Origin of the sequence: Pedobacter sp. Bi27 (genome assembly GCF_918698255.1) — a bacterium.
Lineage (GTDB): Bacteria > Bacteroidota > Bacteroidia > Sphingobacteriales > Sphingobacteriaceae > Pedobacter.
Map to the genome: position 1 here is coordinate 446,818 of NZ_CAKKMW010000005.1, position 17,960 is coordinate 464,777.

Consider the following 17,960-nt stretch of genomic DNA (forward strand, 5'->3'; position numbering starts at 1 on the left):
TCTTAAAACAGGCATTGACTCTACGATTTATCTTTTAATGGAATTTTAAACCAGAATATCGAACCTTCGCCTTCTTGGCTATTTACACCGATTTCGCCTCCGTGGCGTTCAACAATTTCGGCTGAAATATATAAGCCGAGCCCAAGCCCCGAAAAGTTATATGAAGAAGCTTCTACACGGAAAAACCTGTCGAAAACAAATTCTGCTTTATCGTTGGGTATTCCAATCCCAAAATCCTGTACCGAAACCAACAGGTAATCGCCTTCTGCTTTAGACTGCACTATAATTTTATCTGCATTAGGCGAATATTTGATTGCATTGGAAATAAAATTGCTTAAAACCTGTTCAATACGGTTACGATCAGCATACACCTGAACATCAGTTATATCCTGTATAATGCGATGTTCATTCATGCTTTCCTGTAAACCATCAATAGCATCCTCAATAACGCCAGCGATGTTGAATTCAGAGAAATTGAAAGTCATTTTACCAGCTTGTATCTTGGTTACATCCAATAAATCTTCTACAAGTGCAGTCAATTTTCCAATCTGACGGTTCGCCTTATCTACAAACTCATAAATTTTCTCAAACTTCTGCTGTTCGGCCATCCTCAGTGCAAACTGTAAAAAGCCTTTAATACTGGTAATCGGTGTTTTTAACTCGTGACTGGCAATACTCATAAACTCATCTTTTCGGTGCATAAGCTCTTTGGTAGCCTGTTGGGCTTTCATTAAATCGGTTACTTCGAAACCGAAGAAAGCAATGCCATCAATTAGCCCTTGATCAGAAAAAACTGGATTTAGGATAATATCAAACCACTTTTCAACCGAATCTCCTGTAGCGCGGTTTAACTGCTCGATCTTATAGGCGCTGGCTATATAAGTTTCGCCTGTTTTCATCACATTTTTCTCTATTTCGAGCAATTCTGGTGATTCGAACTTAGAACCATTTCCAATCCTTGAGCGGCCAATATAATCGGTTCCGCCATCGAAAGTTTTAAAAGCTTCGTTTACAAATTCGTATTTGAGGGCTTTACCCCTACGGATGGTGATTAAAGCTGGTGCATTTTTAAAAATACTGTAAAACTCGTCTTGCTGTTTCTTGATCAGCTTTTGAAGTTCGCTACGTTTTTTCTCGGTATGTTTCTGCTTGCTGATATCGATAACGTAAGTAATTGCCCCGTTCTGAACATCTTCGTCTAACAAGGCCGAACCAACCAAAACATCTACCGGAATGCCTGCTTTGTTAAGGTACTGTTTTTCGAAGGGTGGGCAGAAGCCTTTTTCTTTTAATAATTTATGCGATATTTTGCTGATCGGCAGAAAAGCTTCCGGTGTAATCTCCATCCAATTAATATTTCCATTTTCGAAATCAGATCGCGAATAACCTAAAAGTTTTAAAAAGATATCGTTAGCGTCTTCTATCCGTCCGGTTTCAATATCGCTGAACAAAATTCCGATTACATTCGAGTCGAAAATCTTTCTGAATTTACGTTCTGTTGAGTTTAACCTCACCTCAGTATCCACTAGTTTTGATATATCTACCATGGAACCAACCATGCGATAAGGCGTGTTCAGATTATCTAACAGGATACTTCCCCGGTCGAGCAATGTAGCATAGCTGCCATCTGCTTTTTCTAAACGATACTGAGCAGTCCACTGGGTTTCGTTGTGGTTAATGGCTTCATAAACACTTGCTTTAACCCGCTCACGATCATCGGGATGGATTTTATCGAACCAAAATGCAATATTTTCAGTGTGTGCATCTTTCTGATAACCGAACATAGACGTGAAGTTATCACTCCGCCACATGGTGTTGTGGGCCAGATTCCAGTCCCAAATGGTATCGTTTGTGGCATGCGACACCAGATTGAAACGTTCTTCACTCTCTGAAAGTTTCATGGTGCGCTCTTTCACTTTCAGTTCGAGATCGGTATTGAGTTGACGTAGGTTCTCGCGCGTGCCTAAAAGTTCGTTATAATTCTTTTTCAGCTTGTGCTCAGCCAATTTTTGCTGACTGATATCGGTTAATGTAGCTACAAAACCATCAGACATTTTTACGGCAATTAGCTGTAACCATTGTTCTTTAGAAAACTGAAGTTCTGTTTCGAGTACCTTCCCGTTTTCTACCACGCCTACATATTTATTAAAAAGATTGCTTACCGTAAGTTCAGGAATCATTTTCATCAATCTGGCACCGGTTAGCTCCGATTTGTTCTTCTTTAAAATACTTAGTGCCGAATCGTTATAGGTGCTGCACTCAAAATCTACAATAAAATGTTTGGCATCTCTCACGGCTTTAAACGCCAGAATCCCATTAAGGCTCGCATTAAAAACACCGCTGATGATATTGTTCAATTCGGTAATTTTAGAAATATCTACAAAAGAGATTACCACACCATCTGCCCGCTTATCCTTCCTTAAATAAGGCATTACACGCATCAGGCATCGGGTATTATTTTTCAGTTGTACTTCCTTTTCGATTACATGCCCATTCAGCAGCACCTTTTTAATATCGCTGATTAGGTTTTCTGCCTTAATATTGTTAGAAATGTGTTCTATAGACCTGCCAACATCTGATTCGATAAGATTCACCATGCTTACTGCCGCGGGATTAAATTTGCGGATAAACATTTCGGCGTCGAGAAAAATCTGACCAATATCGGTACTCCTGAAATAATTATCCAGATCATCATTTAGTTCGATCAGTTCTTTGATCTTTAACTGATGTTCGGTATTTAGGGTATGGAGTTCTTCGTTTAATGATTGAAGTTCCTCGTTGCTGGATTGCAGTTCTTCATTGGCTGAAAGGAGTTCTTCGTTGCTCGATTGGAGTTCTTCATTGGTGGTTTCCATTTCTTCTACAGCCAGCTGCAGGTTCGAGCGGGTTTCGTTCAGTTCGGCCTCCAGTTCAAACACATATTCAGATTGGTTAGCATCATGAAAACCTGGAAAAACAGTTTCGTCCTTATCTGCAACTATTTCTGAAACATGTTCTACAATAACGACCATGGTAAAACCATTGGTATGAGCCGGGGATGCTGGTAAAATGGAAATATCTACAAAAATATCTTTCGTAACCTGTTTAAAACGGATCTTCTTTAATTCGATCTTTTTATTTTCTTTCCAGGCTTTGCGTAACCCGGTATTGAGTACGATAGATACCTCCCGCGGTACCATCTTTAAAATATTGAGTTCGATACTTTGCTCAGGAAGCGACAAATATTGACGGTAATCGCCAACGGCATCCTGCATGATGTACGCCTTATCAATAAACACGGCAACATAGCCCAGATCTGATGAAAGGAAATCGGCCAAACGTTTTTCTAACGGGCTTTGTAGCATCTCGGTGTTACCGCCTTTTTTACGTTCCTGACCAATTGTTGCCTTAGCACCCGTATTATAGGTATTGTAAGTCGAATAATTGATTTTTCCGGTTTTCTTATAAATTTTCGATTTACCAGAGACTTCTGTTAAACCAGCTTTCATAGAAGAAGCAGTTTCGCTCGATCCCAAAAACAGATATCCATTTGGCAGCAGGGAGAAGTGGAATATGGAAAGAATTTTTTCCTGAAGAATGCTGTTTACATAAATGAGCATGTTTCTACAGGTAACCAGGTCGTTCTTAATAAAAGGAGGCGATTTAATTACGTCATGTTTCGCAAAAACAACCTGTTTACGCAAGCTTGCAATTACTTTAACGTGCTTCCCCTCCTGTACGAAATACTTCTTAAAAAGTTTAGCTGGTATTTCTTTTTTTACCAACATCGGGTATTCGCCGCGAGAGGCAATCTCAATACTTTTTTCATCAATATCAGAAGCGAATATTTTAATCTCGATCTTTTTGCCCGACCGATCTACGCAATCATCTACGAGTGCCGCAATGGAGTATGCCTCCTGCCCGGTACTACAGGCACAAACCCAAATTTTAATTACATCGCCGTTTTCTTTCCGATTAACGATATCCTGGATGGCGAACTCATTAAGTTGTACGAAAGCCTGCTCATCCCTGAAAAATTTAGTAACCCCAATCAGAAAATCCTGCGCTAAAATCTTTACTTCATCAGTATTGCTCTGCAAAAAATCGACATAACGGTCGAGTTTTTTTATACCTCTTTCGTTCATTCTCCGGCCAATGCGCCTGATAATAGTAGGGGTTTTATACAGGTTAAAATCATTACCACTAATGTTGTGTACAAGTTTAAACACTTCATCGAGCAGTTCTTCATTAACCTTACCATTTTCGAGCACTTTAACAGGCTCTTCATTTACATAGCTAAAAAGTTCTTCCTGCATTTTCGAAGGAACCATGATATGATCTGCATTGCCAGATGCGATGGCCGAATTGGGCATACCATCAAATTTAGCAGACCCCGGATCTTGAACAATAACCATCCCACCGTTTTCTTTTATGCTTTGTATGCCTTTAGTACCATCGGTGCCGGTTCCTGAAAGGATAATCGCAATTGCTTTCTCTTTTTTATCTTTCGCCAGGGTATGTAAAAAATGATCGATTGCGGTATTAGGTGCCTTAATCTGCGATTTATCAGCGAGCTTAAGTCTCCCCCGAACCAAGGTCATAAGTTTATTATTAGGAATAATATATACACAATCTTGTTGGATGGCCATATCATTCGCCGCTTCGAACACTTTCATATGGGTGTGCTTTCCTACAAGCTCTACCAATAAACTTTTATAATCGGAAGAGAGGTGCTGGATCACGACAAAAGAAAAACTTGAGTTTGCCGGCATGTGATCAAAGAATTCATGAATGGCTTCCAAACCACCGGCAGATGCACCAATGGCAACAATGTATTTATCGTAACGCTTATTCAATACCGATTCCTGCCTTTTTTCCATTAAGCTAATTGTAAAGTTGCTTTGTTCTAAATTCAAATATAAAATTCCTTAAGGATTCGGCTATTTCCAGTTCATTATTGTTCCAGGCCAACGATTGCCCATAAACGGTTTGGAGCCAAAGCTTAAACGAATTTCGCGGGTGATAGTTTTTACCATCTTTATCAAATTTGATCACCTGCTCAGGATCGCCACCCCATTTGATCTGCTGTATAACTTCAGGCCTGAAACAGATTATATAATCGCCGTTCCGGCCGTCAATCGGGATAACCAAAATTCCGCTTCCCAATTTTTCATATGCTTTCGCTTCCTCATATACCCCACTCAAATGATCGCTGGTATAAACCTTTTCAACTTCTTTTCCCTCAAGCCATAACATCAGGTTATACACTTCACTTTTATCAGGTACATTTCCACGCGATTCGACTCTGTTACCCATCTTCACCACCACTCCGCCTGCATTAAACAAAGAAAGAATGTTTAAGTTTTCATCTTCGAGCAAACCTTCAATAACGTCATCTTTCGAATAAATAAGATCAGCGATTATGGTTCGTTTTTCGAGTCTGAAAGCCGACTGCTGATAATCTTCCTGACTTAATATAGCGGTGATGCGATTGGATATTTCTACCGAAAGCCATTCGAAAATATAGCGCATGTCTACATTTGGATGTTTTGGTTCGATATGATGGCATGAAATCAGCCCCCAGAGTTTGTCGTGATGTAATACCCTGATAGACATAGATGCACTGACGTTCATATTCTGCATATATTCCAGGTGTACAGCTGCAACACCCCGTAAATTACAATCAGATAGATCGATAAAGGCGTTGGTTAAAGGATTGATAACCGGAAACAACCTAACAGGTTTATATGCACGGTTAGAAATAAGCCTGAAAGGATTTTTGAGATAAAGTGCCCTTGCTTGTTTAGGTACGTCAGAAGCCGGAAAAGTTTGTCCAAGATAACTTTCCAATGCCCCCGAAATTTCCTCGGCAATTACAGTCCCGTTCCAGGCAGAATCGAACTGGTACATCCTTACTCCATCGAAACCTGAAATCCGACGTAGTTGCTTAATGGCAACATTACATACTTCTTCCAGCGTGGAGGCATGCTCCATGGCCGAAATAAACTGCCTTACTTCCTGAAAAACGTCTGAAAAACTTTTCTGACCATCCTTTAAAGCAATTTCAAATTCCAACAAGGTATAGTCATTTTTAACATGAACCAAACCATTAAAATGCATCTTTTTATCATCATTTTTAAATGTCAGATTAACTGGAATTCTGTCTTTCGCATCTCCTTTAATCAGTTTGGTAATATTAGCTATGTCTTGTTGGCTAAACCACAATGATAAATGTTTATTTATCAGCTGTGCTGGTACCTCATTGGTAATTGCACTTAAGTTTTCGCTGATTTGAATAACGTTCAAGGTTTTATTATCCAATACGATTAAATATCCATAATCTTGAATGGAATTAATGTGGTGAATTGGTAAGTTTCCGCAGAATTCTGCATCATAGTTTGGTTTATCTGACATTTCGACTATTTATTTTTGGAAAAACCTAATGCTTAGGAAAAGCAAAAGATTTCATTCTTAACAATTATAAGGCCAATTAAATCCTCATTTAGGTTTAATTTCCTCAAATTGGACCATCAAGCGCATCGTGCAACTAAAATATAGATTAAGGACTTTATTGAAAGAAAAACAATAAAAATAATACTGACCATACAACCCAGAGGAATGTTATTTTATATTAAGGCTTAATCGAAAAAATATTGCATATCAACAAATTACCCAAATAACCTCTTATTTGTCTTCAATGGCCACCTAAAGGTAGGCCTGGAACAGTTAATTTAGGACATAATTTAGCCTATATGAACAAGAATGCTTTAACTGCCAGCGTTGAAATACACCAGCCTATTAGCCTGATCTGGAAAATCTGGAATGAGCCTGAACATATTGCCAAGTGGAATGCGCCATCAGCCGAATGGATCAACAAGAAAATTGAAAATAACCTGATAGAAGGAGGTGGGTTTTTATACGTTATGGCTAAAAAAGACGGAACCGAAAACTTTGACTTTAGCGGAACTTACACCGAAATTATTGAGCATGAGCGAATTGCTTATACATTAGATGATGAGCGGAAAAGCCTGATCACTTTTACTGGAAATAACCCAGTTACACTGACCGAAATCTTTGAACCCGTTCCAGGCCTTGATGTGACCATGCAACAGGAATTCTGTCAATCGGGACTAAACCAGCTTAAAGCATATGCAGAGCAATTTAATAAATGACTTTAAGTTTTAATACAGAACTGGTCTCACTGCGACTTGGATTTCGATTTACCTTGAGGTCAGAATGGGTTTAGCTTTCCTGGGCTTTTTCCTTTTCTTCCACCAGATGATAAAACCAGTAATCGGCAAACTCGCTGCAACCAAAGCCGCTAAAAAAGAAAGAATTTTATTCGGAAGGCCTAAAAGCCTGCCCGTGTGGAGATCGTAATTGGTGGCTTCTATTAAATCGGCCCCGTTAAAATTTTTATATAGTTTAGCCCTAGTCATTACGCCTGTAGCTTCCTCATAAAAAAAGGTATTCTGGTTGCGTGCCCATCGGTAGGGATAAATCATCCTTAACCGCAGTTCACCTTTACCACGCAGCGAAAAACTAGTGGAAATAGCTCCAGGGTATTTAATTTTAGCTTCAGTATAAATTTTATTGTAACGTACAGGTAGCGAATCGATCTGCGTAGGTTTGGTTAAAACGATGGATTTGCCTTGTCCTAATTTGCTCCCGGTAAAAAAACTAGCCGCATTTTTCACCTCTTTAAAAGCAAAATACAAACCACTCAAAGCAGTAACCAATAACACAACTGATGCATAAAAGCCCAATACGTTGTGTAAATCGTAATTTAACCGTTTAAACGATGCTTTTCTTTTAATGGTTAAAGATTGTTTTAATAACCGCATCTGACCAGGAAACCAGAGCACGAGTCCTGTAATCAGCATTAGCACGAAAATAACCACCGACCATTGCATGATAAACTTTCCTGTTTTTCCCAGCAACAGGGAGGTATGGATATGCTCTACAACCTGAAGCCAATCTTCGCCACCTTTTTTTACCAAGGCGGCATTGTAAGGATTAAAATAGTAAACAGTCCCCTTTTTAGTGGTAATTTCTACCGTTGCATTTGAAAACCCGTCTTCAATTCTGATCAGCCTTAACGGGTCTTTGGGTGATAATTTTTCGAAGTTTGAAATAATATGATCCAAACCTACAAAAGGTTTCTCTTGAAGCGCTACGTAGCGAAAATCTTTTTGTGTAAAATCTCTGATTTCTTCTTCAAAGATATACAGCGCACCAGTTAAGCTAATAATAAATACCACCAGGCCAGTCGCCAGGCCGAGCCAGAGATGAATGTTCCTGATGGTATTTTTAATATTCCTGTTCTTCATTGTCTAAAAAGCGTAGCCTAGTGATAGGTTAAATCTGCGCCCATTCCCTCTCACATAATTTACATTGCTACCATAAAACTGAGAAATGGCAGGATAATAAACTTTGTTCAATAAATTCTCTACACCTACCGATAGTTTTAGCGGCTGTGTAACCTGATATACAGCTGCAACATTAAATAAGTTGAACGCTTTTACCGGGCCTTCGCCAATTAAATATTTACCTGCCGCATTGGTTTTAAAGCGGTCGCGATTTCCTACACGCATCCAGTTTACATCTAAACTTAAGTTTTTAATACCTGAATATTTAAGGTAAACGGTGGTTTTTGATGGCGGGATACGGGTTGTGTTTAAATACACATCTTTCTCTCCGTTAAAATTGCCATCATCATCTACATCGCCTTTTCCTTCTACCTGTGCGTAATTACCACCAATGCTCAAATCGCGTAGAACCTGATAATCTGCCTGGATTTCAAATCCATATACACGCTCTGGAATACGTTGAGAGATGTAAGTTCCATTAACCTCTAAAAGATTGGCGCCCAGTTTAGACGTGCTGTAATAATAAGCAGCACTGAAATTAAGTTTACCTACGGTACTGCTAAAACCAGCTTCGTAATTGTTTACAATGATTGGTTTAGTTTCTAACTGCGATAAGGTATTGCTTTTTGCTGCCCTTAGCACCCTACCCAGCTCGAACACCGAGAAAGATTGTGCATAACTGATAAAAGGGTTAAAAAACTTGAATTTCGAATAACGTGCGCCAGCATTAAACACCAAAGCATTATAATTTAACTTACCGCCCTGCACCGCTATACTTCCTGCTCCGTTTGCACCGGTAGCCAGGGTATTAAAATCGTCTACATCAATGTTAATATTTTCCACCCTTAAGCCTCCCTTTATGGTTAAATCATTAATAAAAGTTGCAGAAGCCTGTAAGTAAGGTGCAAAGTTCACCATATTCATATTAGGCACCCATAAACGGCCATCTGTTAAGCTTTGAGCAGTTTTATCGTTCATTAAATCCAAACCATAGTTCAATTGCATTGGTACCTGATCTGCAATGTTAAAAGGTGTGTTCAGGTTTACCCTTGCACCCTTTTTTGTTGAAGTAATAGCCGATTGGCCACTACCGAAAAATGACGCTGAGTTAGAATAAATGGTATAAAAGTCCTGATAATATAAATTGGCCGTTAAATCTGTTTTACCGAAAATCTGCTGATTGGTGTATTGTAAATTAGCATTATGGTTAAACCTTGTTCCTTCATCTTCACCCAGTCTTTTTCCATAAATACCGATAGCCGGCGATTGACCATAAACACCTTCCTTGGTTAAATATTTAGAATGCTGTCTGGAGCTGAAGTAATTATACATCACCTGCAAACGCTGTTTTGGAGTAAAGTTATATCCCAGTTTTACAAAGCCATTGTAAGATTTAGTCTCGCCTAAACCATACTCAGGCGAAATTACCAAGCCTTCAGCATCGCGGAAAACGCCAGTTTTTTCGAACATACCACTTACCAGATAATCGAACTTACCTGTTTTGCCGTAAAGCTGTTGCGAAAAGCGGTATCCTATGGTGCTATCGCCTTTTAAGTTTCCTGTAATTCCGGCTTGAGAATAACCTCCGAATGATTTTCCTTTATCGGCTTTTTTAGTAATATAATTAATCAAACCGCCTTCTGCACCATTGCCATAAATGGCGGTGGCACCTTTAATCACTTCAACACGCTCTATAACTGAAGGATCGATACTGCGGATATCCCTTCCTCCTGCTCTTAACGGAGTTGATTGCGGAATACCATCAATTAATACCAAAACATTTCTACCGCGCAAAGTCTGACCAGAGTTACCCGTTTGGTTGGTAGAAAAACCCAATCCAGGTACGCTGTATGAAAGGATATTAGCTAAATTCGGACTAATTGCAGATTGTGTATTCAATTCTTTTGCTGTAAGCACCGTTACCGATGAGGGTGTTTGCGACAAAGATTCAGGTCGTCTACTTGCCGAAACAATTACATCGTTAAGTTCTGAGCGCTGCTCTTTTAAAACAATATTTACCTGAATTGTATCGTTTGCAATAACCGATACCACCTGTTCAAATTGGTCGTAGCCTGTAATCGAAACCTTGATCTGCTGATTTCCTGCAGGAACATCCGTTAACTTAAATGCACCGGTTTTGCCAGAAGTGGTTTTAAGATTTTGTTTTTTAACCTGGATGTTGGCAAAGGGTATGCTGTTCCCTAACGAGTCGACAACATTTCCACTAATTGTGCCCTTTCCTGTTTGTGCAAAGAGGGTAACTGTAGATAATATGATAAGCGCAGTGCCGAAAAATTTTATGTAATGGTGTTTCATGCAATAACTAAATTTCGGCAAAGCTAGCATTATTTAGACTTGTTAAAAATAATAACTCAAAAAAGATATCTATTTGGTGTTTAATCATTCATCATTTTAAAATAAATAAGGCATAAGATTTAATTTATTTGATATTTGCGTTAAACCGTTTGGAGTAAAAAAATGTTGGAAACAAAGATGAAGTACGCGCTGATAACCGGAGCCAGTAAAGGTATAGGAAGATCTATGGCCATTGCGCTGGCCAGGAGAAAAATCAACCTGTTGCTTATTGCCCGTTCGGTTAATGAATTGATTTCTTTACAAACGGAGATCAAAAACCAATATAACGTTGAAGTAGATATCTTGTCAATTGATCTTAGCCAGGCTCAAGCCCCAAAAACAGTATTCGACTGGATAACAGGAAGGAATTACGCCATTAATATCCTGATTAATAATGCAGGTTATGGATTGTGGGGGAAATTTGAAGAACTGGATTTAAGTGCCCAGTTAGAAATGTGTCAATTAAATATGATTACGGTAACTTCATTGTGCCATTTATTGCTTCCAATCCTTTCAACAGAAAAAAAGGCTTATATACTTAACGTTTGCAGTACTGCAGCCTACCAGGCGGTTCCAACCCTGGCCATTTATTCGGCAACTAAGGCTTTTGTTTTATCTTTTACCAGGGCTTTGAGGTTCGAGCTTAAAGATGGTCCGGTTTCTGTAAGTTGCTTGAGTCCAGGCCCTGTTGATACTGGTTTTGCCCATCGAGCAGGTTTAGATGCCTTTAACAAAATGGCCGAAAAGTTTAATATGAGGCCTGATGAGGTGGCTGAAATCGCATTGAAAGGGATGTTTGCCAAAAAATCTGAAATTATTCCGGGTTTTACTAATATCATCAGTGTATATGCCAACAGGATCCTACCAAAGGGATTTATCGAAAAAATGGCCGCAGGGATTTATAAGACTTAAAGGTCGGAGGTCCGAAGTCTGGGGCGTAACGGCATATAAGCTCATGGTTGTGCAGTCGGATGTTACCAGATCGTATAGTTTGTTTTTACGAATTATCATGATTGGTTTATGCGTGTCGGATGGTGACATTCAACACCACGGATAAATAGGCATAGCTTGTAAATTGATTTGAAAATGAGCAGTTCTGCATGCTTGGCAGCTTCAGTCCCGCATTCCATTCCAAGTCCGCACTCATTCTTCGTTTACGGGCTTTTCATTACATTCGGGTTTAGGAACAAAGGTGGGTACACGATACAACCCTAAAAATGAAATACTGTTTAGGCCATCTAGCCCCGGGTGCAGCGTTACCCTGCAGCAAGGAGGTACGACGAAGCAAAGCGTAAAGCGAAACACGGGAACAAAGAAACCTATGATTACTGCAATTGCGCTCCAATAATAAAAAATATTTCAATTTGATAACGGATCTGAGTGTCGGATGGTAACATCCAACACCACGATAAATACAACAAAATGGCTCCAGTAGTCTTTATTTACACACCTCTACCCTAGCGCAACTCCTTTCAAAAAAAAAATATTTAAAAAAATTCAAATAAAATTCTTTGGAATATTAAAAATATGTTACGTTTGCATTAAATACTACTAATTCCATAGACTATGTCGAATAAAACAAATTTGTTTTATTTTCCTCCAGTACCGAACCACTCGCCAATGCGAATGTGCTGTTGCTGCGCATAACGCTATCTCCAATTTATCCTTTTCCTAAATCGTTTAAATTTTTACACATGGCCACATCGTATCCAACCTTTACCTTATCTGAACAATTAACACCAGAACAGCTTGATTTTTTTAATACACATGGGTTTATCCATTTCAAGAATTTCATCAAACCCGAAACGGTTTCTTCCATTATCGATGCTTCTAAACAAGTAGAACAAAAATGGATACAGCAAGATATTAAAAAAATAAATGGCGTGCCGATTAAATACGGAAAAGATCTTGATGGCTCAGCAATTGTACAACGGTTTGCTTTTATTAACCAACAGCATCAAACATTAAGCGGACTGTTATTAGACCCACGCTTTAATGCCCTACTGCAATTGGCTGGCGATGGTGCACGCCTGGGCACTGAAGAGAAAGACGGCATGGTGTTTAACCATTACATTAACGGACCAGAAAGCAAATTCAGTAAAATGGGCTGGCATACAGATGGTTTAAGGGACATTTTTTATGGTGCTAAACTAAACCCGATGCTGAATGTAGGCATCCACCTGAGTACCTTAAAACCGGAAAATGGCGGATTAAAAATTATCCCTGGCACCCATAAACAAAGTATTTACCAGATGCTTTTTCGAAAAAAATATTTCCTGGATAATAAACCAGATGCCGAAGAAGTATCGATATTGCCTGAAGCAGGAGATTTAACCATCCATGATGGAAGACTGTGGCACAGGGTAGCAGAATCGGCCATACGTGGCGAGGAAAGCAGAAGACGTGTAATCTACATTCCAATTATTGCTGGTAAATACGCGCCAAAAAATGAGAATAGTCCAACAGTATTTTATCAGCGCTTCGCCGGAATTGTAAAATAAATTTATGTTATTTGCCCTATTGTTTACTTACCTGGTCAGATCGGGGAAGCTAAAGCGAATAACTGATTATTCTAAAGGTATTCCAAAGAAGATCAGTTTAAAATTTTACCGGCCAGAAACAGCCATTCTCTTTGGCGTAATTTTGGCTGGCACTTAAATTGGAGGCTACTATTAAACTAAAAGAAGACCATTTAGATGGCAAAAGGGTATTTGCAGACCGCGAAAGGACAAATATTTTAAGAAAAAGCGAACAAGGGCTGATCCTTTTTTTGCTTCCAAGGGTACCTAAGTGGATTACGCCCAATATGATGACAGGGATTGGCATGTTTGGATCGCTGATTGTGTTTTTAAGCTTTATTTTGGCTGGTTTTTATGCAAAAAGCTATTTGCTGATCGGAATTTTAGGTTTTATGATCAACTGGCTTGGCGATTCGCTCGATGGCCGATTGGCATATTTCCGCAAAATACCGCGCAAGTGGTATGGCTTTGCGCTCGATATTGTGATGGATTGGCTCAGCATTATCCTGATCGGTTTGGGCTATTATTATTACGCTGATGGTGGCACACAGATTTTCGCATTTCTTTTTGTGGTATTGTACGGTTGGTCTATGATTATTTCTCAACTGCGTTATAAAATTACCGGTTTTTATCAGATCGATTCTGGCTATTTAGGCCCGACGGAATTACGCGTAATTATTTCGCTTATCTTAATTGCCGAAACCTTATTTACAGGTGCCATTACGTATTTCGCAATTGCGATGGTATCGCTGTTATTGGTGATCAATATTATCGATACGTTTAAACTCTTGAAAGCGGGCGACGCTAAAGATGAGGAGGAGAAGATATAATGACCTGGGCATCTGTTAAACTTTTCCTCAAAGCACAGGTATCTGCCTTTTCTGGTGGTGTTACCGATTATGGGCTAATGATACTGCTAACCGAATGGCTGCATATCCATTTTACCATTTCGATCTTGATTTCTGGCACCATGGGCGGGATTGTTAACTTTTGCATTAACCGTTTCTGGGCATTTAAAAGCAACGATGGTTATTGCAGTTCTACAAGCGGACAGCTAATCCGTTTTTTTACTGTGGTTTTAGGGAGTATTTCATTAAAATCAGCTGGCACCTACTTGTTGCATCGAAGTTTAAATCTGGATTATAAACTTGGCAGGCTTTTAATTGATAGTATTGTTTCTTATGGCTTTAACTATCCGCTGATGAAGTATTGGGTATTTAGAACCAATCAAATAAGCGATTATGAAATAGACGAAGAAGATTATTTTGAAAAACTTGGCGAAGAACAAAGAGCTTAATGGCATGTTTCTACCCTTTTCGCAACAGATGTGTTTAACCCATCAAACGTTTGCGCTTTATTTGTTATGAAATAATATTTTGAGCAATTAGTTCGAAATTATTTTTCCCGCTCTATGCCGCGGAGGCATTGTAGTTTTTCGCAGGTCATGTATTTTTATTTGTGCTCAAGAATGCTGGCGCATTTTGGAGCGCCAAAGTACCCAAAACGCTTTGTCAATCCGGCAAGGTGGCTTCTCACCACCCACGCTTATCAAAAAAACAGCAGCACTTTGTTTAATCAGTTTTTGTCTGTGTTTTCTTTGGGCTGATTGAGCCCTTCAGGGTTTGTGTTCAATACCCTTAAAAGCTTTAATTCAACGCGAATGAACACAAAACCACTGCGTTAAGGCTTGGTAGTACTATTTGTTCTTTTCTGCACCTGTTTTTTTGATTTCCAGCCACTTGGGATTGACGGCGTTCTTCGGTATAAGAAGTGGTTTATTAAAGGAAGCTAGCAAAACGCCTAAAACTATTCTTAAAAGATGTGTCCACATGATAGATTTGCGCTGGAAAGATGACCACTTATTACATCATACCATTGGCGCTTACCAAAGGTAAAAAGGATGTCCAGCCCAAACGATGAAGCATAAAAACTGAACACCTTGTCTCTACCTTATTAATTTAATATTGTTTTTGCGTCATTTATTCTACTTTCATTAATTTTCTTGATAATCTCTTCAAATTTCGATTCTTTGGCGACGTACTTATTCAATAAATCGATCTGATTTAAGCCCCTCACCAAGTTGTGCTCGGGATAATTTGTTTTATAGTAAATATCGCCGTTTAAGAAATCGGCTATAAATCTTACCGCTTGCATGTAAATCATAAATTTACCCGAATAAATAAAGAACTGTTTTTCGGTAAAGGCCAAAACCTGGTCCATTTCTTCCATATAACCTTTATGTATTGCAGCAAAAACGTCTTCTCTAATCGCTATTTTACTGAAATCCTTTTCCTCTTCATTGGCTTCTGAGAGATAAGTACGCATCATATCGCCCACATCGCTGATAAAGTATCCGGGCATTACGGTATCTAAATCGATTACACATAAACCCACGCCAGTTTCGGCCTGTAACAGTACATTGCTAATTTTGGTATCGTGGTGTACAACGCGTAAATTAAGTGCACCGCTATCTACCATATGTACATACTGCTCTTCTATATCGTAATGTCTGATAATCTCTTCAATAGCGAACTTTGCCTCACCAATCCTTTCATCGCTGGCTTGTTCTAAAGCCTTTTTAAACTGCTCTACACGTAAAGGCAGGTTATGAAAATCTTCTATAGTGGGCTTTAATTTTTGTACGTTGAAGGCACAAAGCATCCTGGTAAATTTACCAAACTGCTTAGCAGCGTGATAAGCCTGCTCAGGCTCCTGTACGAAATCAACAGAGCAAGAATTTTCTACAAATGGAAAAATCCTGTAAAAATGATCGTCAATAACCACGAAATCATCTCCATTTGTGGCCGTAATTGGTGCAACAAATAAATATTTAGGGGCTGTTTGATCAAGATATTTTTTTATTGTCTCAATATTCTGAGCAATATTTTGAGGCTGGCGAAAAACCTCCGTATTCACCTCTTGCAAGATATAGGCTAATTTTTCACTATAAACTTTCCAGGTATGGTTAATTAAGCCCGAGCCGAAAGGTTCAATTTTAAATTTTTCTGCGTTAAGTCCATAAGCACCTAATACTGCTTGAAACATAAGATGGTAATATATATTTGAATAAAAATTGTTCCAGGCAAACCATTTGATCAACCTGAATAAAGTTGCTTATTAAATTATGCGGGTAAGCCAATATGGCATTACCCGCAAACGAGACTAAAAGCCGCTATCGTCTAAAGCGAAAGTATTTTTTCGATCTTTCCATTTTCCTTTTGTAAAATCAGGGAATTTTTGTGGCATATTTCCTTCTTTTAACGATTTGGTAGAAAGTGGCATAATTACACTCATTGTAACTGAATCATAAACGTCAATAGGTGTTTGTTTCTTCTGTTTTACCGCCTGGATAAATCCATTAAATACAAACCAATCCATACCACCGTGACCTGCGCCCACAGCTTCTGCTTCATATTTTTTCCAAAGCGGGTGATCGTATTTAGCAAACCATTCGTCAGCTTTATCCCAGGCATGATCTTTCGATTTATGCTCAATGTGCACTGATTTGTTTACATCCATCCAAAGCCCCTTTGTTCCCTGCACCCTGAAACCGATAGAATATGGTCTAGGCAAGTGGGTATCGTGACTTAACAGTACCGTTTCGCCATTTGCACAGTTGATCATTGTAGTGGTAACATCGCCATTTTTATAGTTAATTTTAGCATTAGGGTGGCCTGGAGAAACCTCTTCTACATAAGCGGCCAAACCTCTGGCTTTAGAACTGAACGATACCAGGCTGGTAAAGCTGTTTCCCCTGTTAATGTTAGCATATTGCATTAAAGGGCCAACACCATGGGTTGGATATAAATCGCCATCCTGATCGATGTTGAACTGCGTACGCCATTGTGCCTCACTTAATGCTTTTGGCCCGTACTCTACCCCACCACCGTAATAATCTTTACCGTTGTTAAAAAGTACGTTTCGCAAGTTATGCTGGTAACCACCTTCAAGGTGCACCAGTTCGCCAAAAAGGCCCTGTCTAACCATGTTTAAAGCCGCCATTACATCTCTACGGTAACAAACGTTTTCTAAGGTCATGTAAGGCATGCCTGTTTTTTCTGAAGTGTTTACAATATCCCAGTGATCTTGAACACTTAAACCTGCAATTACCTCGCAGCCTACATATTTACCAGCTTTCATGGCATCAACTGCCTGGTCGCGGTGAAACTGCCATGGTGTTGCAATAATTACGGCATCAATATCTTTACGGTCTAAAAGTTTTTTATAAGCATCTAAGCCACCAGTGTACTCTGTTGCTGCTGGTCTGCCTTTTTTGGCAATAAAATTACGACAGATTTTAAGTGAACTTTCCTGGGTATCGCAAATTGCAACAATTTCTACATCGTCTCTTAAGGCACCTTCAGAAATATGGCTCATACCACGTGCACCCACACCGATATAACCTACTCTTACTTTTCCACTGTCTGATGATGCAAATAAACTTCCGGTTGGCAGGATGGTTAAACCAGCAGCCGTAAATGCACCATTTTTGATAAAATCTCTACGTTCCATTTGTGTTATTTAATATTTATTGTTTAGTTTTTTAATTGATCCGGTTAATACTGAACAAACGTTTTACTAGCTATTCTTTCGCACTTTTACACATCAAAACCCGCTTACTTACAGCGCATTAATGGGCTAAATATTTTTAAAAAGTTTTTGCCCCAGATAAACTGATCGGCTGTTTTTCTTGCATATTCCAAATAAGTAAGCACAAACCGTGTTTAAGACCTTTGCT

The 17,960-nt window shown here is 39.1% G+C and carries 11 protein-coding genes; 5 read left to right on the top strand and 6 right to left on the bottom strand.

Annotation, left to right across the window (positions count from 1 at the left end):
* Positions 1–20: 20 nt before the first annotated feature.
* On the bottom strand, positions 21–4,859 hold the full coding sequence (locus LQ227_RS18995; RefSeq protein ID WP_230150547.1) for a chemotaxis protein CheB: 4,839 nt from the start codon (positions 4,857–4,859) through the stop codon (positions 21–23).
* Positions 4,860–4,863: 4 nt separating this feature from the next.
* Positions 4,864–6,393, bottom strand: a complete 1,530-nt coding sequence (locus tag LQ227_RS19000) for a GAF domain-containing protein (RefSeq protein WP_230150550.1) — start codon at positions 6,391–6,393, stop codon at positions 4,864–4,866.
* A 338-nt stretch (positions 6,394–6,731) separates the two neighbouring features.
* On the opposite strand from LQ227_RS19000, the gene LQ227_RS19005 reads away from it, so the two are divergent.
* Positions 6,732–7,151 carry an SRPBCC domain-containing protein gene (locus LQ227_RS19005; RefSeq protein WP_230150552.1) on the top strand — a complete coding sequence of 140 codons (420 nt, stop codon included), beginning with the start codon at positions 6,732–6,734 and terminating at the stop codon, positions 7,149–7,151.
* A gap of 48 nt (positions 7,152–7,199) precedes the next feature.
* Here the strand turns inward: LQ227_RS19005 and LQ227_RS19010 are convergent, their stop codons facing one another.
* On the bottom strand, positions 7,200–8,309 hold the full coding sequence (locus LQ227_RS19010) for a PepSY domain-containing protein (RefSeq protein WP_230139909.1): 1,110 nt from the start codon (positions 8,307–8,309) through the stop codon (positions 7,200–7,202).
* A gap of 3 nt (positions 8,310–8,312) precedes the next feature.
* A complete protein-coding gene (locus LQ227_RS19015; RefSeq protein WP_230150553.1) occupies positions 8,313–10,664 on the bottom strand; it encodes a TonB-dependent receptor in 2,352 nt (783 codons plus the stop codon).
* A gap of 177 nt (positions 10,665–10,841) precedes the next feature.
* On the opposite strand from LQ227_RS19015, the gene LQ227_RS19020 reads away from it, so the two are divergent.
* The 4 genes from LQ227_RS19020 to LQ227_RS19035 all read left to right on the top strand — a co-directional run bounded on the left by LQ227_RS19020 (position 10,842) and on the right by LQ227_RS19035 (position 14,519).
* Positions 10,842–11,615 (top strand): SDR family oxidoreductase, encoded by a 774-nt coding sequence (locus tag LQ227_RS19020; RefSeq protein ID WP_230139906.1) that lies wholly within the window; start codon positions 10,842–10,844, stop codon positions 11,613–11,615.
* A gap of 782 nt (positions 11,616–12,397) precedes the next feature.
* On the top strand, positions 12,398–13,204 hold the full coding sequence (locus tag LQ227_RS19025; RefSeq protein WP_230139904.1) for a phytanoyl-CoA dioxygenase family protein: 807 nt from the start codon (positions 12,398–12,400) through the stop codon (positions 13,202–13,204).
* Positions 13,205–13,362: 158 nt separating this feature from the next.
* Positions 13,363–14,052 (top strand): CDP-alcohol phosphatidyltransferase family protein, encoded by a 690-nt coding sequence (locus tag LQ227_RS19030; protein ID WP_230139902.1) that lies wholly within the window; start codon positions 13,363–13,365, stop codon positions 14,050–14,052.
* Positions 14,052–14,519: a GtrA family protein gene (locus tag LQ227_RS19035; RefSeq protein WP_230139901.1), complete on the top strand. Its 468-nt coding sequence runs from the start codon at positions 14,052–14,054 to the stop codon at positions 14,517–14,519. The genes LQ227_RS19030 and LQ227_RS19035 overlap by 1 nt, the downstream gene beginning before the upstream one ends.
* 656 nt (positions 14,520–15,175) lie before the next feature.
* Here the strand turns inward: LQ227_RS19035 and LQ227_RS19040 are convergent.
* Both LQ227_RS19040 and LQ227_RS19045 read right to left on the bottom strand, forming a co-directional pair.
* Positions 15,176–16,267 carry a phosphotransferase enzyme family protein gene (locus tag LQ227_RS19040; protein WP_230150554.1) on the bottom strand — a complete coding sequence of 364 codons (1,092 nt, stop codon included), beginning with the start codon at positions 16,265–16,267 and terminating at the stop codon, positions 15,176–15,178.
* Positions 16,268–16,384: 117 nt separating this feature from the next.
* On the bottom strand, positions 16,385–17,734 hold the full coding sequence (locus tag LQ227_RS19045) for a Gfo/Idh/MocA family protein (RefSeq protein WP_230150555.1): 1,350 nt from the start codon (positions 17,732–17,734) through the stop codon (positions 16,385–16,387).
* Positions 17,735–17,960: the final 226 nt, after the last annotated feature.